Annotated in this window: 16 protein-coding genes and 1 pseudogene; 14 read left to right on the top strand and 3 right to left on the bottom strand. The window is 60.7% G+C overall.

Annotated features, from left to right (window positions below; all coding sequences use genetic code 11):
- Window position 1: 1 nt before the first annotated feature.
- On the top strand, window positions 2–292 hold the full coding sequence (locus OUZ52_RS05830; protein ID WP_266157408.1) for an STAS domain-containing protein: 291 nt from the start codon (window positions 2–4) through the stop codon (window positions 290–292).
- Window positions 293–359: 67 nt separating this feature from the next.
- On the opposite strand, the gene OUZ52_RS05825 is transcribed toward OUZ52_RS05830, so the two are convergent.
- Complete coding sequence (locus OUZ52_RS05825; protein ID WP_266157423.1) at window positions 360–1148, bottom strand: MlaA family lipoprotein; 789 nt, start codon at window positions 1146–1148, stop codon at window positions 360–362.
- Between the two features lie 276 nt (window positions 1149–1424).
- On the opposite strand from OUZ52_RS05825, the gene rpoZ reads away from it, so the two are divergent.
- From rpoZ to OUZ52_RS05790, 7 genes and pseudogenes are all read left to right on the top strand, one after another.
- A complete protein-coding gene (gene rpoZ / locus OUZ52_RS05820; protein ID WP_266157407.1) occupies window positions 1425–1715 on the top strand; it encodes a DNA-directed RNA polymerase subunit omega in 291 nt (96 codons plus the stop codon).
- Window positions 1716–1872: 157 nt separating this feature from the next.
- Window positions 1873–4038, top strand: coding sequence for a RelA/SpoT family protein (locus OUZ52_RS05815; protein ID WP_266157405.1), 2166 nt, complete (start codon window positions 1873–1875; stop codon window positions 4036–4038).
- Window positions 4039–4239: 201 nt separating this feature from the next.
- Window positions 4240–4623: a RidA family protein gene (locus OUZ52_RS05810; RefSeq protein ID WP_266157404.1), complete on the top strand. Its 384-nt coding sequence runs from the start codon at window positions 4240–4242 to the stop codon at window positions 4621–4623.
- 97 nt (window positions 4624–4720) lie between these two features.
- Window positions 4721–6776 (top strand): annotated as a pseudogene (gene recG / locus OUZ52_RS05805) (ATP-dependent DNA helicase RecG).
- Window positions 6777–6873: 97 nt separating this feature from the next.
- Entirely contained in the window at window positions 6874–7809 is a 936-nt protein-coding gene (locus OUZ52_RS05800) for a nucleoside hydrolase (RefSeq protein ID WP_266157403.1), read from the top strand.
- A 163-nt stretch (window positions 7810–7972) separates the two neighbouring features.
- Complete coding sequence (locus OUZ52_RS05795) at window positions 7973–8224, top strand: type B 50S ribosomal protein L31 (protein ID WP_114845150.1); 252 nt, start codon at window positions 7973–7975, stop codon at window positions 8222–8224.
- A gap of 277 nt (window positions 8225–8501) precedes the next feature.
- On the top strand, window positions 8502–9797 hold the full coding sequence (locus OUZ52_RS05790; protein WP_266157401.1) for a citrate synthase: 1296 nt from the start codon (window positions 8502–8504) through the stop codon (window positions 9795–9797).
- Window positions 9798–9859: 62 nt separating this feature from the next.
- Here the strand turns inward: OUZ52_RS05790 and OUZ52_RS05785 are convergent, their stop codons facing one another.
- Together OUZ52_RS05785 and OUZ52_RS05780 are read right to left on the bottom strand one after the other, a co-directional pair.
- Complete coding sequence (locus tag OUZ52_RS05785) at window positions 9860–10546, bottom strand: hypothetical protein (RefSeq protein ID WP_266157400.1); 687 nt, start codon at window positions 10544–10546, stop codon at window positions 9860–9862.
- Window positions 10547–10784: 238 nt separating this feature from the next.
- Window positions 10785–13307, bottom strand: coding sequence for a penicillin-binding protein 1A (locus OUZ52_RS05780; protein WP_266157398.1), 2523 nt, complete (start codon window positions 13305–13307; stop codon window positions 10785–10787).
- Between the two features lie 319 nt (window positions 13308–13626).
- Here OUZ52_RS05780 and OUZ52_RS05775 point away from each other — a divergent pair, with 319 nt between their 5' ends.
- From OUZ52_RS05775 to OUZ52_RS05750, 6 genes are all read left to right on the top strand, one after another.
- Window positions 13627–14685 carry a pilus assembly protein PilM gene (locus OUZ52_RS05775; RefSeq protein ID WP_266157397.1) on the top strand — a complete coding sequence of 353 codons (1059 nt, stop codon included), beginning with the start codon at window positions 13627–13629 and terminating at the stop codon, window positions 14683–14685.
- A complete protein-coding gene (locus OUZ52_RS05770) occupies window positions 14685–15392 on the top strand; it encodes a PilN domain-containing protein (protein ID WP_266157396.1) in 708 nt (235 codons plus the stop codon). The genes OUZ52_RS05775 and OUZ52_RS05770 overlap by 1 nt, the downstream gene beginning before the upstream one ends.
- Window positions 15386–16087: a type IV pilus inner membrane component PilO gene (locus OUZ52_RS05765; RefSeq protein WP_425493798.1), complete on the top strand. Its 702-nt coding sequence runs from the start codon at window positions 15386–15388 to the stop codon at window positions 16085–16087. Before OUZ52_RS05770 ends, OUZ52_RS05765 begins: the two co-directional genes overlap by 7 nt.
- Window positions 16084–16638: a pilus assembly protein PilP gene (locus tag OUZ52_RS05760; protein WP_266157393.1), complete on the top strand. Its 555-nt coding sequence runs from the start codon at window positions 16084–16086 to the stop codon at window positions 16636–16638. The genes OUZ52_RS05765 and OUZ52_RS05760 overlap by 4 nt, the downstream gene beginning before the upstream one ends.
- A 55-nt stretch (window positions 16639–16693) precedes the next feature.
- Window positions 16694–18868, top strand: a complete 2175-nt coding sequence (locus tag OUZ52_RS05755; RefSeq protein WP_266157392.1) for a type IV pilus secretin PilQ — start codon at window positions 16694–16696, stop codon at window positions 18866–18868.
- A 145-nt stretch (window positions 18869–19013) separates the two neighbouring features.
- Window positions 19014–20009 (top strand): AAA family ATPase, encoded by a 996-nt coding sequence (locus tag OUZ52_RS05750; RefSeq protein ID WP_266157391.1) that lies wholly within the window; start codon window positions 19014–19016, stop codon window positions 20007–20009.
- The last annotated feature ends 3 nt before the right edge of the window (window positions 20010–20012 follow it).

Below are 20012 nucleotides of genomic sequence, written 5' to 3'. Positions count from 1 at the left end.
CATGAGCGAGCCGGCTTTTCAGCTTTCCGACGGCGCCGCGGATACCGTATGCGTATCCGGGGCGTTAACCTTTGCCAGCGCCACCGCGGCGTTTAGCGCCATCCATGCCTCGCTTGCGCGGGATGGTCGCCGGTTGCTGGATCTGGCCGGTGTAAAGCACAGCGACAGCGCCGGTTTGGCCTGCGTACTGGCCGTGCTGGCGCAAACCCAGGGGCGTGTACGCGTGCGTAATGTTCCGGCCGGCATGCAGGTGCTGGCGAAGGTGTGCGAGGTCGACCAGCTGCTTGGCTAAGCCGTCCGGGTTGTTCAGGTAATAAAAAAGGGGCCTCGCGGCCCCTTTTTGTATCCCGTGCCCGTGCTCAGAGCTTGCTGGGCGGTTGCGAGTTCTTCTTTTCCCACTTCTGCTGCTCATCAAGCAGTTCATCGGGGTCGAAGTTCTTGTCTTTAAGCCCCTGCATCTGCTCGATTACATCGGCCGGCGGGTTGCCGTCGTAAATCATGTACAGGCGCTGTTGGCGGTAGGCATCACGCAAGAAGGCGTAAGGGTCGTAGGCCGATTGCAGGAAGCTTTCCGCGTCGATGGCGCGGGCGCGCAGGGTCACCAGATACACCACCTGCGGCAGGTAGTACTGGCCGTAGTGGAAATGGTGGTTGCGCGAGACATAGCTCAGCGGATCAAAGAAATAGCTGTCGATCGGCAGGCGCCACACGTCTCGTACCGTCGTCGGGCCGACAAAGGGCAGCACCAGATAGTCGCCTTCTGGCACGCCCCAGCGCGCCAGAGTCACGCCAAAGTCGTTTTCCTGTAGCGGAATACCGAGCTGGCTGGCTGGGTCGAAGAAGCCGCCGATACCCAGGGTGAGATTGACCAGAAAGCGCCCGCTGCCCTGGACCGCCTGCTTGGGCCGGGCTTGTAGCAGGCTGTTGGCAATGGTGATGGGCATGCGGATATTGGTGAAGAAGTCACTGACCGCACGGCGAACCGGCGGATTGGTGACCTTGCGGTAACCCACCGCGACCGGGCGTACCACCGCCTTGTCCAGGCTATCGTTGAAGGCGTAGGCCTTGCGGTTGTACTTCTCCAGCGGGTCATCGGTGCGTGGCTTGGCGATGGTGCAGCCGGCCAGCAGGGCGATCGCGATCAGCATCGCGGCGTGGCGCAGGCGCGCCGATCGCAAGAAGGCAACAAGGGAGGGCGGTAGCATCGACGTGGGGATCCGCTGCGGAAGGGACTGCGGCAAAAGTGTACTGCGTGGTTTTTTATTATGCACGGCTGACGATCTCCTTTCGTAAGAGAGCCCAGTTGTCGAGACACCCCCAGCGGCTGAACCGCGTATCATACGGGGTTGCTGCATTGCCAGCCAAGCGGCCTCTGGCTACACTGGCTGCAATCTTAAGTCTCTTTATTCCCTAAGGATTTACACATGGCACGTATTACCGTCGAGGACTGCCTAGAGGTGGTCGACAACCGTTTTGACCTCGTGCAGATGGCGGCTAAGCGCGCCCGTCAGCTCGCCAATGGCGCCGAGCCGGCGGTCAATCCGGACCATGACAAGCCGACCGTGCTTGCCCTGCGCGAAATCGCCGCCCGCCGCATCGACCAGGCCACCATCGATGAAATCGACCGTGCCGAGAAAGAGCGCGCCGAGCGTGAGGCTCAGGAATGGGCTGCCGCTGAGGTTGATGACGATCTCTCCAAAGGCGGAGACGACTGATGGATGGCGGCGGCTGTTCTCAGCGCTTGCGCCGCGCCGGCTCTGCCGGGGTGTGGCGCTGGCGCGTGCAGACTCCCGCCACCCCTCATCACGACCAGGCCAGCCTTTGTTCTAGCCAGCATCACGGGGCGGCTGCCTGAGCCGGCGCCGAACTCCTATGCCGACGGCCACGCATCTTTCCACCGTGGATACGTCAACGTTGCCGCCTTATGTATTGGCTTTGAAAGAACGCGTCTCCTACCTGCCCGAAGCGCAGGTGGAGCGTGTGCTGCGTGCCTACGAAATCGGCGCGCAGGCGCAGGAGGGGCAAGAGCGCAAGAGCGGTGAGCCCTATATCACTCACCCGGTCGCGGTAGCGGGCATTCTTGCCGAGCTAGGTTTGGACGCCGAGACTATTATCGCGGCGATCCTGCACGACACCCTGGAAGACACCGAGCTTAGCCGTACCGAGCTGGCCGGCGAATTCGGCGAGGTGGTGGCCGAGCTGGTCGACGGTGTGACCAAGCTGGACAAAATGCGCTTCAGCAGCCGCCAAGAGGCGGATGCCGAGAGTTTTCGCAAGATGCTTTTGGCGATGGCACGCGATCTGCGCGTGATCCTGATCAAACTGTCTGATCGCTTGCACAATATGCGCACCCTAGGCGCCAAAGATGCGCCGTCACGCCGGCGTATTGCGCGCGAAACGCTGGAAATCTACGCACCCATCGCGCAGCGCCTGGGCATGAACAAGTTCAAGGCCGAGTTGCAGGATCTTGGCTTTCGAGCTCTGTATCCGGATCGTTATCGGGTGATCAGCGAGCGCATTCGCGCCGCTATCGGTAATCGCCGTGAAGCCATGGGCAAGATCGAGATGGCCTTGTCGGCACGTCTTGCAGTGGAGCATTTGCAGGTTCGCGTGGTTGGCCGGATCAAGTCGCCGTGGAGCATCTACTCCAAGATGCGCAACGAGCACAAAAGTTTTGCGCAATTGATGGATGTGTATGGGTTTCGCGTTGTCGTAGATAACGCGATGAGCTGTTACATGGCCTTGGGTGCGGTGCATTCGCTGTACAAGCCGGTGGACCGGCGTTTCAAGGATTTCATCGCGATCCCCAAAGCCAACGGTTACCAATCCCTGCATACCGTCCTGCTGGGACCATTCGGCGCGCCGATTGAGGTGCAGATCCGCACTGCCGAAATGGATTCGGTCGCTGAGCGCGGCGTCGCTGCGCATTGGGCTTACAAAACCGATAGTGGCCCGGCGAACAGCGCGCAGGCGCGTGCCCGCGAGTGGTTGTCTTCGTTGGCCGATAGCCAGGCAAACACCGCCTCGTCGGCGGAATTTATCGAGAACGTCAAGATCGACCTCTTTCCGGACGAGGTTTATCTGTTCACGCCGCGGGGTGACATTCTGTCGTTGCCGCGCAATGCCACCGCGCTCGATTTCGCCTACGCCGTGCATACCGACGTCGGTGACCATGCGGTGGCGGCGCGCGTCGACAAAAAACTATTGCCGCTGCGCACGCGGTTGGAGTCAGGCCAGCTGGTCGAGGTGATTACCGCGCCATCGGCCGTGCCCAACCCAGCGTGGCTGGAATCAGTGGTGACCGGCAAGGCGCGCACGGCGATTCGTCAGTATTTAAAGCATTTGCAGCACGAGGATGCAGTCGATTTCGGTCATCGCATGCTCGATCGTGCGCTGGATGCCCTGGGCAGCAGTCTGGATGCGATTCCACCGGCGGTGCTGGATCGCTTTCTCGATGCGGCCAAATTCAAGCGACTGGAAGAATTGCTGTCCGAGATCGGGCTGGGCAACCGAATGCCGCACATGGTGGCCAACCAGCTGCTTGCCTCGCGCGGCAAGCAAAAAGGCCAGGCACTGTCGCCGACGCTGGCTTCCGAAAAAATCACGATCACCGGTGCCGAGCGTGGCGTGCTGAGTTTTGCCGCATGCTGTCACCCCTTGCCGGGCGACGAAATCATCGGTTATCTGTCGTCCGGCAAAGGCGTTGTCGTGCACCGCGTCGAATGCCCCAATGTGATGGAGCTGCGCAAGTCGCCGGAGCGCTGTGTGGCGATTGAGTGGGCCCGCGATGTGCAGGGCGATTACCACGCCGAATTGCGCATCGAAGTCATGAACCGGCCGGGCGTGCTGGCGACCATTGCTGCCGCCATCGCGGCGGCCAATTCGAATATCTCGAATGTGGAATACGTGGAGCGCGATGCCGCCGCCGCTACCTTGCTGTTCGCGCTTGAAGTGAAGAGCCGCAAGCATCTTGCCGATGTGATTCGACGCGTACGGCGCACTGGGGTGGTGAGCGGGGCGTATCGGTATCCGCTTTAGTAGAAAAGCGGGAGCAGGAATAGGGAGCCGGGAGCATCGCGCCAGAGGGCTGTGGACTTTGCGTTCATTTTTGATCTTTGCTGATTTTTGCGCTTGCTTTTCCGCTCCCGCCTCTTAGGCTTTTCCCCGTTCCCCGTTCCCCGTTCCCCGTTCCCCGTTCCCCGTTCCCCGTTCCCCGTTCCCCGTTCCTGAGGAAAATCCATGTCTCGCAGCATCATCAGCACCGATCAAGCCCCTGCCGCGATTGGCCCGTATTCACAAGCTGTGCGTGCAGGTAATACGGTGTATTTCTCGGGTCAGATTCCATTGGATCCGGCGACGGGTGCGTTGGTCGATGGCGACATCGCGGCGCAGACACGCCGTGTCTTCGAGAATCTCATGGCGGTGGCGCAGGCTGCCGGAGGCTCGCTGGGGCAGATAGTGCGCGTTGGCATTTACGTGACCGACCTCGCGCACTTCGCGACAGTGAACGCGGTGATGGCCGAGTATTTCCATGCACCTTTTCCGGCGCGCTCCACCATCGAGGTTTCGGCGTTGCCCAAGGCGGCGCAGGTCGAAGTCGACGCGGTGATGGTGCTGGATTGAGTCAGGTTCGGCTGATCGGGCTGATCGCGTTTGACTGACAGGGGCTGCGGGTTATGCGGACTACGCGAGCGCATCGTGCTCCGGTAGGCTTCCCCTTATGTCTGCTCGGCCCACCCAGTCCATGATCAATCACGATGCCGGTGCGACGCCGGTGTCGGCGCTGGCTGGCGTCGGTCCGGCGCTGGCGGAGTCCTTGAAGCGGCTGGGCCTGGAGCGGGTGCAGGATTTATGGTTTCACCTGCCTTTGCGCTACGAAGACAAAACCCATGTCACCGCCTTGGCCGATCTGCGGCCGGGCGAGCGGGTTCAGGTGGAGGGTGTGGTCGAGGCGGTCGAGAGCGGTTTTCGATATCGACCGCAATTGAAGGTGGCGATTGGCGATAACGTGGGGCACACGTTGTTGCTGCGCTTCTTTCATTTTCGCCGGGCTCAGACTGAACAACTGCGACCCGGTACGCGGCTGCTTTGCTATGGCGAGGTGCGGATGGGGGCGCAAGGCCTCGAGATGGTGCATCCGCAATATCAGCGGGTCACTGAGGATGCGCCGATTACCGTCGAGGAGCGGCTTAGCCCGATCTATCCCACCACTGATGGACTGGGGCAGAAGCGTCTGGCCGGGGTTATCGGCAAGGCGCTGGCCTTATTGCCGCCGAGCGCGGAGTTGGAGCTGATTCCGCCTGAGCTGTGCGCGGAGCATGGGCTGAGTTCCTTGCGAGAAGCACTGCTGTACGTGCATCGGCCGCCGGCAGATGCCCACCTGGGTCAACTCACGCTTGGCCGTCATCCCACCCAGCAGCGATTGGCTTTTGAAGAGTTGCTGACCCAGCACCTCAGCCTCAAGCGCATGCGCGCGGCGGTACGGCGTCGACATGCTCCGGTGTTGGGCGGTGATGGTCAATTGCGCCAACGCCTGCGCGATGGTCTGCCGTTTCAATTGACGGCAGCGCAGCAAAAGGTCTCGGGCGAGGTTGCGGCGGATCTGGTCCAGCCCAAGCCGATGTTGCGCCTGGTGCAGGGCGATGTGGGCTCGGGCAAGACCGTCGTTGCAGCGCTAGCCGCCTTGGCCGCCTTGGAGGCGGGTCGTCAGGTGGCCTTGATGGCGCCCACGGAGCTTCTGGCCGAACAGCATTTGCGCAACTTCCGTCACTGGTTTGAGCCATTGGGCATTGAAGTCGAGTGGCTGGCGGGCAAGGTGCAGGGCAAGGCGCGGCAAAAGGCTTTGCAGCGCGTAGCCGATGGTGCGCCTATCGTCATTGGCACGCACGCCTTGATGCAGGAGGGTGTGAGCTTCACTCGGCTCGGCTTGGTCATCGTCGATGAACAGCACCGGTTTGGCGTGCATCAGCGTCTTGCCCTGCGTGACAAGGGGCTCGAGGGCGAGCAGGTGCCGCATCAGCTGGTGCTTACCGCGACGCCTATTCCGCGCACACTGGCGATGAGTGCGTATGCCGATTTAGACGTCTCTTCGATTGACGAGCTGCCACCTGGCCGCACACCGGTGCAGACCATTGCTATCTCCAATGGTCGCCGTCACGAAGTGATCGAGCGCATTCATGTCGCGTGCCGCGAAGGCCGTCAGGTGTATTGGGTTTGCACCCTGATCGAAGAGTCGGAGCAATTGCGCGCTCAGGCGGCCGAAGTGGCGCACGCCGAGTTGTCCGCGGCCTTGGCCGGCTTTCGCGTTGGCTTGATTCATGGGCGCATGAAGCCGAAGGAAAAGCAGGCAGTCATGGATGCGTTCAAGGCGGGGGAGCTGGCCGTGCTGGTCGCGACCACGGTGATCGAGGTCGGCGTGGACGTGCCTAATGCCAGCCTGATGGTCATCGAGAACAGCGAGCGGCTAGGTCTGGCGCAGCTGCATCAATTGCGCGGGCGGGTCGGGCGTGGCGCCATCGCTTCCAATTGCGTGCTGCTATATCAGCCGCCGTTGGGCCAGCTGGCACGCGAGCGATTGCAGGTGATGCGAGAGACCAATGACGGGTTTCGCATAGCTGAAAAGGACCTGGAACTGCGCGGTCCCGGCGAAGTCTTGGGTACGCGGCAAACCGGACAGCTGAGTTTTCGCATTGCCGATCTTGAAGCAGCACGCGAAACATGCGGAGCAATTGATCGAGCGCTGGGTCGGTGGCGCCGCCCGTTATGTGCACGCCTAGGTGCTCGATACAGATGGCTGCTACGCGAGGGGTTGCCTTGTTCCATGCTCACCAGTCGCTCTAAGCTAGCTGGCTTGTTACCAAAGAGCCGTATCTTATGAGCAAGCCGCAACTCCTGATCGACACCGATCCTGGCGTAGACGATGCGCTGGCTATCCTGATGGCGCACGCGCACGCCGATGTCGCAGGGCTAAGTGTTGCCGCTGGCAATGTCGGGCTGGGTCATACCGTGCGCAACGCGCTTACCCTGGTGGATTTGCTGGCTGCTCCCACCCCGGTATTCGCTGGCTGTCCAACGCCATTGGTGCGCTTGCCAGAAGAAGACGCCGCGTTTGTGCACGGCAAGGATGGTCTCGGTGATGTTGGCTACCCGGAGCCGAAAGCGCTGGCCAGCGACGAACAGGCAGCGCTGGCTTTATTGCGGCTAACCCGTGAGCGCCCGGGTGAGCTGACCCTGGTCGCGCTGGCGCCGTTGACCAATCTTGCGCTGGCGTTGCGCCTGGACCCTAGCTTGCCCGGGCGCGTTGCGCGGCTGGTGGTGATGGGCGGGGCGGTCACAGGCCTTGGCAATACCGGCAAGGTGCCGGCTGAGTTCAATGTCGGCTTTGATCCTGAGGCGGCGCAGGTGGTGTTCGAGGCCTTCCCACAGTTCGACCTGGTCGATTGGGAGGCGACATTGCGGCATGCCTTCGACGAAAGCGAGTTCGATGACTGGCTGGCGCGGGGGGATCACCGCGCGAGGTTTTTCGGCAAGGTGTTTCAGACGGCGCGGTCTTTCAATGCGAAAAACGAGCGTCGTGGCGTGATCGCCGCCGATGCGCTGGCGATGGCCGTGGCGATCGACCCGGATATCATCACGCGCAGTGAAAATCGTCACGTCGCGGTCGAGCTGGATGGCCGTTTGACCCGCGGTGCCACCGTGGTGGATTGGGCGGGTCGTCTGGGCCGGCCGGCCAATGCGCGAATCGTGCTCGAAGTGGACCAGCCCCGGTTCGCGGCCATGGTGCGGAAGGCGTTGGGGGCTGAGAAATGAGGCCCAGCCTCGATGCGGTAGGCACTCTGAAGCTCGCCACCCGCCCCGGATCAGCGTTCGGGGCATGGCCGGGCTCAGGCTTTTAAGGCTGCCTCAGGTTGACTATGTCCTTGAGTGGTTTATATAATGCCGCTCTTGTCACCTACCGCTTTAGAGTCAGCTTATGAAGCCCGATATCCATCCGAATTACCGGCCGGTGGTGTTCCAGGACCTGTCGTCTGAGTTCGCGTTCCTTACGCGCTCGACGATTGCCGCCAAGGACACCGTGAAGTGGGAAGACGGCAACGAGTACCCGCTGATCAAGGTGGATATCTCCAGCCATTCCCATCCTTTCTACACCGGCAAGCAGAAGACGCTTGACGTGGGTGGCCGCGTCGACAAGTTCCGTCGTCGTTACGCAGGTGCCGCGAAGTAATTACTGTCGTTGCCCTTGCCGTCATTCGGTAACGCAATGAGTTCAGTTTAAGCACGGGGTGAGTGCAAACTCACCCCGTGCTTTTTCGTGTCCGCTATGGGCATACACTCGACCATCCGCGGTCGAATGTATGCCGAAGTGATGTGCGATAATGCGCGCCGTCGTATTGCCGCTGCGTGTTTGCCAAGCACCTTGTCGAGCGCGACGCCCACATTCCCTCGTCAACAGGCGCCGTCCCCAAGGTTGCCTCGTCGATGACTACGTGAAGGAGGTTTCTGTGTCTGATTCCAAGATCGTCAAGCTGGTGGATGAGTCAAGCCAACGCAGCAGCGAATTACCCCTGCTCAGCGGTACGCTCGGACCGGCGTGTATCGACATCGGTACGTTGTACAAAGACACCGGACACTTTACCTACGACCCAGGTTACGGCAGCACCGCCAGCACCAAGAGTGCGATCACCTATATCGATGGTGACGAGGGCGTGCTGCTGTACCGCGGTTACCCGATCGAGCAGCTGGCCGAGAAGTCCAGTTTCCTCGAGGTGGCCTACCTGCTGCTCCATGGTGAGTTGCCGAACCAGATCCAGTTCAGCAGCTTCGACCACCAGATCACGCATCACACGATGATGCATGAGTCGCAGAAGAATTTTTTCCAGGGCTTCCATCACGATGCGCATCCGATGGCGATGTTGGCCGCCTCGGTCGCCTCGCTTTCGGCGTTCTATCACGATGATTTGAATGTCGACGACCCGGAAGACCGCAAGCTGGCGGCTATTCGCCTGATCGCCAAGATGCCGACGATCGCCGCGGCTTGCTATCGCTATTCGATCGGCTGGCCGTTGCGTTATCCGCGCAACAATCTTGAGTACGTGGATCGCTTCCTGCACATGATGTTCGAAGTGCCGAGCGAGCCGCTGACGTTGAGCCCGGTGGCTGCCAAGGCGCTGGATTTGCTGTTCATCCTGCACGCCGATCACGAGCAGAATGCATCGACCTCTACGGTACGTCTGGTGGGTTCCACCGGCGCCAACCCGTACGCTTCGATCGCTGCCGGTATCACCGCGCTTTGGGGTCCGGCACATGGTGGCGCCAATGAAGCGGTGCTCAAGCAGTTGCAGGAAATCGGTACGGCCGACAAGGTTGAAACCGCCGTCAATCGCGCCAAAGACAAGAATGACAGCTTCCGCCTGATGGGCTTTGGTCATCGCGTCTACAAGAACTTCGACCCGCGCGCGAAGATCATTCGCGAGATGTGCCACAAGGTGCTGAGCGAGCTGGGCGTTAACGACCCCTTGCTCGAGGTGGCGATGAAGCTGGAAGAGGCGGCGTTGAAGGATGACTACTTCGTCGAGCGCAAGCTATATCCGAACGTCGATTTTTACTCCGGCATCATCTACAAGGCGCTGGGCATCCCGACCGAAATGTTTACCGTGATGTTTGCCATCGCGCGTACCGCCGGCTGGATCGCACACTGGATCGAGCAGCACGAAACCCCGGGTGCCCGTATTGGCCGTCCGCGGCAGATCTATACCGGTTCCGACGTGCGCAATTACATCCCGACCGACAAGCGCTAAGCGCTTGCGCCTGTCGTGAGAAACGCCCCGGCCTGAGGTCGGGGCGTTTTTGTTTGGGCGGCTCAGCGCAAGGCGGTCGCCAGTTTGCGTTCGAAGTCGCTGATCTCGTTGGCGGCAAGCTCGTCTTCGGCCAGCAGGATCTCGACCATGGGAAGCGAGGCGCGCCGCATCGGCTTCTCATCGATGCGGTCCAGTGGCGCTTGGCGCAAGGCGTCGCGCGGTAGCACGGTAAGGTCGAAGGGCAGTGCGTCGGCCGCAAACAGCAGTACCGGGTACTCGGTCTGTTCGTCGCGGCCGGTGCGCAGGCGACGTGTCTGGGTTTCTACCGGGACACCATGCTCTTGCAGGAACAGTGTGGGGGCATCCGGGTCGTCGCTGAAGACATGCAGGCAGACGGCAGAGTGGGCGTCGGCGGTGCCATCGAGTACGGTGCCGACCAGGCGGGGTTCGAAGGCGCGTAGAAAGCGCATGGCCTCGATGGCGGCCTCGCGTCGTTCACGTAGCAATTGCGGCTGGCTGTCAGGGTGAAACAGGCGTTGATGCTCACGTAGTGCCTGTTCGATTTCATCATTGCGCGGCAGTGCTTGAGCGTCTTGTATGCCTAGCCGTTCGGCGGCTTTGAGCTTGGCGTGGTGGAAGTCGCGGATACCGTGTTCGCTCATCAGGCGGGCGGCTTCTTGAGCGACGCGCAAACGATTGCGTTGAACACGGTCCTGCGCGTGGATGCGGTGGTGTTCACCTCGAGTCATGACTAGATCCCCCTCAAAGAGTGAGCCCGTGCGTCATTGTAAATACCGTCTCTTCCTTTCTTGCGCAAGAGTGTCGCAGACAAGAGTGACGTAAGTTGGGGTGAGCGCAGCGACCCCCAACCCGGTGAAGCGACAACGTTGTGGTAATGCGATAACACGGTGACGTGGAAAGGGTGCGATAAGCCGTCAGTGCGTGGTGTTGGGGCTCGCTGCGCTCACCCCAGCCTGCATTGTTGGTTTAGAAAATATCGTAAGCATGTTGCTGTTCTGGGTCATCCTTTTGCTGGGTGGCTTGCTCACGCAGGCGATCTACGTCTTCTACCTTGAACATTTCGGGCATGCTGTTGGGGTCGCCGGTGCCGGAGGGCAGGCCGCTGGCGCGGTTGATCTGCACGGTGCTGATACCGGGGGGCATGGGCAGGGCGGACAGCGGGGCGCCTTTCAGCGCGGTACCCATGTAATCCATCCAGATCGGCAGCGCCGCCTTGGCGCCGAACTCGCCATGTCCCAGTGACGAGAAATCATCGAAGCCCACCCAGACGGCGGTGGCCAGATCACCGTTGAAGCCGACAAACCAGGCGTCGCGGTGGTCGTTGGTGGAGCCGGTCTTGCCGGCCAGGTCATCGCGACCCAGTGCTCTTGCCGCTGCGCCGGTGCCGCGCTTGATGACGTCTTGCATCAGCGAGGTGATCAGGTAGTCGTTGCGCACATCGATCACTAGCGGGGCGAGCACTGGCGCATGGGCGCCTGCATCATGCGCATCGGCCGGCAGCACCGTGTCGCCGATGGCCGCGCTACCACTCGCTGCCGGCTGGGCACTGCTGCCGGCTGCGGCCACGCTGGCCGTGGACGACGCGCCGGCTGGCGGTCCTGCGGGGCGGCTGTCAAGCAAGCGCTCCTGGCAGGTACGGCAAGCCCGTGCGGGGTTGGCGAGATAGACCGGTTTGCCGCTGCGATCGGTGATCTCACTGATGAAGTAAGGGGTCACCAGATAGCCGCCGTTGGCGAAAACGGCATAGCCGCGCGCCATGCTCATGGGCGAAACGGATGCCGTGCCCAAAGCCATCGACAAATTGCCCGGCAAAGAGTCGAGCGTGAAACCGAAGCGGGTGATGTAGTCGCGGGCATAGCGCACGCCAATGGCGTCCAGCAGGCGCACGGAAACCAGGTTCTTCGATTTCACCAACGCCTCGCGCAAACGGATCGGGCCGTCGAACTTGTCGTCGTCGTTGGATGGGGTCCACAGGCCGCCTGGACGCGACGGATCAGGTAACGCGATCGGCGCATCGTTGACGATCGATGCAGGCGTGAAACCGCGTTCGAAGGCTGCTGAATAGACAAACGGCTTGAAGCTGGAGCCGGGTTGGCGCGCGGCCATCACGGCACGGTTGAACTTGCTGCGCACGAAGTTAAAGCCGCCCGCCAATGCCTGGATCGAACCGTCTTCAGGGTTGACCGAGGCAATGGCACCTTGCACCGCGGGAATCTGCGTCAGCTGCCACTCGCCTTTCTCGTTGCGCGACAGCCGCACGATATCGCCGCGCTTGAGTAGGCTGGCGACGTTCTTGGGTGCGGCACCTACGCGGGTATCGTTGACGTAGGGGCGTGCCCAGCTGACGGCATCCAGGTTAAGCCGCGCGCTTTCGCGGTTACTCAGGTAAACCGTGGCGTCATCGCCCGATACCGCGGTAACGATGCCGGGCTGCATCCCTGAAATATCGGTATAGCTCGACAGCACGCGGTCATAGTCTTCCTTGCCGGCGCTGTCAGCGAGCTCTTGATGGGCTTCCGGGCCGCGCCAGCCATGGCGGTGGTCGTAGTCGATCAAGCCGGCGCGAAGCGCTTCGACCGAGGCCTGCTGGCGGCCGCTCTGCACGGTAGTTTTGACGATATAGCCTTCAGTGAGCGCGTCATTGCCGAGCCGGTCCAGTGCCTGCAGCCGCACCATTTCAGCTAAATAAGGCGCATCCACCTCGATCTGCGGCTCGTGCGGAAACGCATCATTGGGCTCGGCAACGGCCTGATCGTGCTCGGCCTTGCTGATATAGCGTTTTTCCAGCATCTGGCCCAGTACCCAGTTGCGGCGCCCGATAGCGCGTGACGGGTTATTCAGCGGATTGACCGCCGAGGGCAGCTGAAAGGTCGAGGCGAGCATCGCGCATTCGGCAATGCTCAGCTGATCCAGCGTCTTGCCATAGTAATAAGCCGCCGCCGCCGCTACACCGTAGGAGCGGTGGCCGAGAAACATCTTGTTGAGATAAAGCTCAAGGATCTGATCCTTGCTCAACTCATTCTCCATGCGTAGCGCAATGAAGATTTCGGTGAGTTTGCGCGAATAAAGCTTTTCCGGGCTAAGGAAGAAATTGCGCGCCACCTGCTGGGTAATCGTCGATCCGCCGGGGCCTTTGTCGCCGCCGGAACGGACCACGTGGATGCCCGCACGGGCGATACCGTGCCAATCCACCCCGGGGTGGTTGTAGAAATCAGCGTCCTCGGCCGACAGCACGGCGTGTTTAAGCCGCTCCGGCACGTCGGCGATAGCCACCGGAATACGTCGGGTTTCGCCAAAGCTGGCAATCAGCTTGCCGTCCGCGCTGAGTACGCGCAGCGGTACCTGCATGTGGTAGTCCTTGAGGACGGCTACCGAGGGGAGGCGGGGTGAGATCAACCAGTAAGCCACACCGACCGCGGCGATACACAGCAGCAGACCGGTAAAAGCCAGGATCAGCACCCAGCGCAACAAACGCGTCAAAATTCGCATGATGTGGTTTTTGCGAGACCTGAGTCAAAACACGACAGAGTATAGATGTTGCAGTATCTACAACATCAGCGAAGGCTGGCAGCTTACCGAGCCTGGCCTATGTCTCCGAAGCTACTTGGGGGCATAGGGCAGGCTCTTGACTTAGGTAGGGCCGCAAAAAAAGCTGTTACCGATCTGATTGATACAAGTGTGCATGCCGTCACGTGATTGAGTCGAGAAAGTTCTTGTAGGCCGTTGCCAATACGTTAATTTTTGGATCTAATGCCACGGCGTACTCACCAGACAAGGTGCAGGCGTCAAGGGGTAAGGGGGAAAAATCGTGGGGCTTTTTACACCCAAGAGGCCGGCGCTTATTGGGGTCGATATCAGTTCGACCGCAGTTAAGCTGCTGCAGCTCAGTCAGTCCGGTGGACGCTATCGCGTAGAGCATTACGCGGTGGAGCCTCTACCCCCCAATGCTGTGGTCGAAAAGAACATCGTCGAGGTCGAGGCGGTGGGCGAGGCGATCCGGCGGGCATTGGCGCGGTCCGGTTCCAAATACAAACATGCCGCCGCGGCGGTGGCGGGTTCGGCCGTTATCACCCGCATCATTCCGATGTCGAGTGAGCTGGGCGAGGACGATCTCGAAGGCCAGATCCAGGTCGAGGCGAATCAGTACATTCCTTATCCGATTGATGAGGTAAGTCTCGATTTCGCGGTGCTCGGCCCGGTGCGCGACAACCCCGAAATGAACAATGTGCTGCTGGCCGCATCGCGTACCGAAAACGTCGATATGCGCGTTGCCGCGCTCGACCTCGGCGGACTCAGCGCCAAGGTGATCGATGTCGAGGCCTTCGCGATGGAAAACGCCTTTGCGATGATTGCCGACCAGCTCAATGTGAGCCGCGATGCGCTGGTGGCGGTCGTGGATATCGGCGCCACCATGACCACGCTGTCGGTGCTGCGCAATCAGCGCACGATTTATTCGCGCGAGCAGATTTTCGGCGGCAAACAGCTGACCGATGAAATCATGCGTCGCTATGGTCTTTCCTATGAAGAAGCCGGCCGCGCGAAGCGCAAGGGCGGCCTGCCTGATTCGTACGAAAGCGAAGCGCTGGAGCCGTTCAAGGAATCGCTGGTTCAGCAGATCAGCCGTTTGCTGCAGTTTTTCTATGCCGGCAGCGAATACAGCAAGGTCGATCAAGTGGTGTTGGCCGGTGGCTGCGCTTCGATCGAAGGTCTTGCGCCGATGCTTGAATCTCAGCTCGGTGTGCCTTGCATGGTGGCCAATCCCCTGGCGCGCATGACGCTATCTCCGCGAGTGCAGGCACAGTCGCTGGCTCAGGACGCACCGTCACTGATGATTGCCGTCGGCCTCGCGCTGAGGAGCTTCGACTGATGGCACAAATCAATCTACTTCCCTGGCGCAATGAGCGGCGCAAGCAGCGTGAGCGCGAGTTCTACATGCAGTTGCTGGCGGCGTTTGTGGCAGCGCTGGGGTTCCTGTTGGTATGGGCACTGTGGATGGGTGAGCGCATCGACACCCAGAACAGCCGCAACCAGTATCTGCAGACCGAAATCAAGCTGCTGGACGATCGCATCACCAAGATCAAAGATCTGGAAAAGGTGCGCGAGCGTCTGCTGGCACGCAAGCAAATCATTGAGCAGTTGCAGGCGAATCGCTCGCAGATGGTGCATCTGTTTGACGAATTGGTGAAAACCATTCCGGCGAGCGGACGTCTGGCCGGGCTTAAGCAAAGCGGTGATTCGATGACGCTGGATGGTGTGGCGCAGTCCAACGCCAGCGTGGCCGAATACATGCATGGCGATTCGCGCATGCCGTATGTCTTCGGTCTGGATGTGGCACTGAGCCGGCCGAAGTCGGACGACGCCCTGGATCCCGACCACCCTGACCATGCGCCGATCATGCCGGCCGCCGGTAACCCGGCAGCGGCCGGTTCTGCTGCGGCACATCCCGCGCTGCCGACGCCGGCTCGCGGGGCCATTCCGTCGGCGCAGCCAACACCTGCACCGGCTAAGCCAGCGACGGCGACTACGGTGGTCAAACCAACGCCTGCCACGACGACAGGAGGGGCCAAATCATGAAATTTTTCGATGATCTGCGCAGCCTCGATCGCAACAATATTGGTGGTTGGCCACAATCGATCAAGATCTTCTTCACCGTACTGGTGTTCGGTGTCATCGCTTTTCTCGGCTGGTATCTGTATGTCAGCGATCAGCAGGACACCTTGCAACAGGCCGCCGGCAAAGAAGAACAACTGAAGCAAGAGTTTTCGCAAAAGCAGGCCAAGGCGGTCAATCTCGAAGCCTTGCAGCAACAGCTCGACGAGATGCAGGACATGCTGCGCCAGCTACTGCGCCAGCTGCCCAGCAAAACCGAGATGCCGGAGCTGCTGGTCGACGTCTCGCAGACGGCATTGTCGGCGGGCCTGGAAACCGAGTTGTTCCAGCCGGGTCCCGAAGTGCCGAAGGACTTCTACGCAGAAAAGCCGATTACCTTGCGCAGGGTCGGTACCTACCACCAGTTCGGTACCTTCATCAGCGGTGTGGCCTCGTTGCCGCGGGTGGTGATTCTGACCTTGCACGATGTGTCGCTGACACCGAAGAACGCGACTCCCGGCAAAGCTGAAGCGGCTAGCGGTGGCCAGCTGGTGCTGCAGGGCACGGTAAAAACCTATCGCTATCTGGAAGATGACGAAAGCAGCGACGGCAAGTCGGCGGCTGCTGCCGCTGCAGGAAACAAGACACCGGCTGCAGCGAAGGCGGGAGGGCAGAAATGAGTAAGCCCATCGCCATCTCATCCCTTCTTCAGCCGAGAGCCTATGCCGTGCGCGCTTTGTTGGTATTGAGTGCCGTCGTGATGCTGGGCGGTTGCAGCGGCCAGGCCGATTTGCACGACTGGGTTGCGCAGGAGAAAGCCAAGAAAGGCGTGCCGATCCAACCGCTGCCGGTGATCAAGACCTTCGAAACCTTCCAGTACAACGATCAGGGGCGACGCGACCCGTTCAGCCCCAGCACGGCCGAGCTGCAGCCCAGTGGCAGTAACGCCGGGCCGCGGCCCGATGAAAATCGGGCCAAGCAGCCGCTGGAAATGTTCGCCTTGGACAGCCTGCGAATGGTCGGCACCGTTGGTGCCGGCGCCTCCACCGAGGTGCTGATCAAGGATCCGGGTGGGGTGATTCACCGCGTCCACCGCAATGAATTCATGGGCCAGAACTACGGTCGCGTCACCGCTATCAGCGATGACCATATCGACGTGGCGGAACTGGTTTCCAACGGTAATGGTGGCTGGATGGAACGTTCGGCCAGCATCGCGCTTGGCGAGAAATAGAGATTCAGGGGCTGATGCAATGACCAAACAAATCAAACCTGTCCAGGATTGTGTGATGCGCCGAGCGAGTCGTTGTCTGGCCGTGGGCCTGCTGCTTGTCGGCACTGCCTGGGCAAGTACCGCAGCCGCGGCTGCCAATACATTGAAAGAAATCAGCTATGACGCGCTGCCTGGTGGCCGGGTCGAGCTGCATATGAATTTCACCGGCCCAGTGCCGGAGCCGAAAATCTTCAGCACCGGCAACCCGCCGCGCATTGCGGTCGATTTCGCCGATACCGACAACGCGGTTGCGCGCCATATCGGCATTAGCCAAGGTGCGACCACGGGCGTATCGACAATATCCGCGGCTGGCCGCACGCGTGTCGTGGTGGAGTTGATGCGTGAGTCGTCCTATCGCTCGCGCGTCGACGGAAATAGCCTGGTCCTGACGGTTAGCAATGGTTCCGAGTCGCAGGCGACAACCACGGCGTCGGCCGTCGATCCCTCCAAGGCCCTGCCTTCCATGGCTAACGGCCCGGCGATATCGGGCGTGGATTTCCGTCGTGGCCCGAATGGCGAAGGCCGAATCTTGATCGGCTTTAGCGGTGCCGGCGCAAATGCCGACATGCATCGTGACGGCGACAAGCTGATTGTCAGCGTCACCCACGCCAACCTGCCGACGAATCTTGCGCAGCGGCTGGACGTATTGGACTTCGCTACCCCGGTGCAGTCGATCAGCACCAAGGCGGCCGCCGGTGGCGGTGCGCGCATGGAGATTGCGATCAAGGGTAATGTCGATACGTCGGCCTACCAGACGGCCGATCAGTACGTGGTTGAAGTCGCACCGAAAAAGAAAGATGCCAAAGGTGGGGAAATCGACGGCAAGCTGAGCAAGGGGCAGGACCCGGTCTACAACGGCAGCCGCGTCACCTTCAACTTCCAGGACATTCCCGTACGTTCGGCGCTGCAGTTGCTTGCCGATATTTCCGGGCTCAACCTGGTTGCTTCGGACACGGTTGGCGGCAGCGTGACCCTGCGCCTGGTCAATGTGCCGTGGGATCAGGCACTCGACGTGGTGCTGCGTGCGAAAAGCCTGGACAAGCGCCGTAACGGCAATGTGATCTGGATTGCGCCGCAGGAAGAACTGGCCAAGTACGAAGAGAACATTGCCACCGCACGCATGAAGGCTGAGGACAATGCCGAGCTGGTGACGGACTATGTGCCGATCAATTACGGCAAGGCCAAAGATATCGCCAAGCTGTTGACCCAGGGTGCGCAGGGTTCATCCGGTGGTGGCGGTGGTGGTGGCGCTGGTGGTGCTGCTAACTCCAGCCGAGGATTCCTCTCGTCACGTGGCAGTGTCTCCTTCGATGAACGCACCAATACACTGCTGATTAATGACAACCCGCAGAAGTTGAAAGAACTGCGCGATCTGATTGCAGTGCTGGATAAGCCGGTGCAGCAGGTCTTGATCGAATCGCGTATCGTTATCGCTACCGATCAATTTACACGGGCTCTTGGTGCAAAATTTGGCGTGCAGGGCAAGATCCACAATCCGAATACCGGCAGTGCGCCGCCGAATGGCAATGGCAGCGGTAACGTGATTTCGACAGGCGGTACGGATAATGGCGACGGCAAGGGCGCCAATGGGCTCAACGTCAATCTGCCAGTCACCAGCCCGGCAGGCAGCTTCGGTCTGGCCATTCTGGGCGCCAACTACTCGCTGGACCTGGAGCTGTCGGCCGCGCAGACCGAAGGCCGTGGTGAGGTGATCTCCAGCCCACGAGTGATTACTGCCAATCAGCAAGAAGCGGTGATCCGTCAAGGTCAGGAAATCGGCTATGTGACCTTCCAGAGCGGTGCCGCGGGCGCCGCGCCTACGGCCTCGGTGCAGTTCAAGGATGCGGTGCTGGAGCTGAAGGTGACGCCAACGATTACGGCCGATAACCGCGTCTATCTGATGATTAACGTCAAGAAAGATGCGCTGAACAAGCTGGTTTCCACGCCGAATGGTCAGGTGCCGCTGATCGATACTCGGGAGATCAATACGTCGGTGCTGGTGGATAACGGACAGACCGTCGTACTTGGTGGCATCTATGAAATCACCAAGCAGAATACGGTAACCAAGGTGCCTGGCCTCGGCGATATCCCTGGCATTGGTGTGCTGTTCCGCAACACCTCAAGGCAGAATGATAAGGCTGAGTTGCTGATCTTCGTGACGCCACGCATTCTCAGCGACACCTTGCAATAAACTGAGCACGGGCATGATTGAAAAGGCGGCTTTGGCCGCCTTTTCTTTGCCTGCGATACGATTCGGCTGGGGATGGCGGGCGGAACCGCTAAACTTCCATACAGAGCTGCGGTCTGACGCCGCAAGCCACGCTATGGAACTACTGATGGATATGCCCGAGGTCCAGTCACCGAGCCGCCTGCAACAGGCGTTCGCCCAGCTGCGCGATGACATGCAGCGCAGCATCATCGGCCAGCCGCATTTAATCGAGTGCCTGCTGGTGGCGTTGCTGGCCGACGGGCATTTATTGGTCGAAGGGGCGCCGGGATTAGCCAAAACCACCGCGGTCAAGGCGCTTGCCGCCTGCATCGAGGCGGATTTTCACCGGGTGCAGTTCACCCCGGATCTATTGCCTGCCGATCTCACCGGCACCGATATATTTCGCCCGCAGACCGGTAGTTTCGAATTCGAGCGGGGGCCACTGTTTCATAGCATCGTGCTGGCGGACGAGATCAATCGGGCGCCGGCCAAGGTCCAGTCGGCCCTGCTGGAGGCCATGGGCGAGCGGCAGATCACGGTGGGGCGTAGTACATGGAAGCTACCCGAACTGTTCATGGTGATGGCGACGCAAAACCCGATCGAGCAAGAGGGTACCTTTGCCTTGCCCGAGGCCCAGCTTGACCGCTTTATCATGCATGTCACCATCGGCTACCCCGATGCCGCCTCCGAATTGGCGATTCTTCGATTGGCGCGCGAGCAGGCGCGCCGCAGTCTGCATCCGCAAGCTCCGCTGCGGGCGACGCTGAGCCAGGCGGATGTCTTCGCAGCGCGTGAAGCCGCCTTGTCGGTGCATATGGCACCGGCGCTGGAGGAGTATCTGACCCAGCTGGTCTTGGCCTCTCGCGACGCAGCTCATTACGGGCCTCAATTGAAGCGCTGGATTGCCTGGGGCGCTAGCCCGCGCGCCACTATTGCGCTGGATCGCTGCGCACGTGCGCGGGCCTGGCTGGCGGGGCGTGACTTCGTGCTGCCGGAGGACATTCACGCCATTGCGCATGAAGTGCTGCGTCATCGTGTCTTGCTTAGTTATGAGGCAGAGGCCGAGGGTGTGCGCAGCGATCAAGTGATCGCCCGGTTGCTGGATCTCGTGCCGCTGCCGTGAGCA

Origin of the sequence: Dyella silvatica (genome assembly GCF_026283955.1) — a bacterium.
GTDB classification, from domain to species: domain Bacteria; phylum Pseudomonadota; class Gammaproteobacteria; order Xanthomonadales; family Rhodanobacteraceae; genus Dyella_C; species Dyella_C silvatica.
This window is presented reverse-complemented; position numbering and strand designations above follow the sequence as displayed.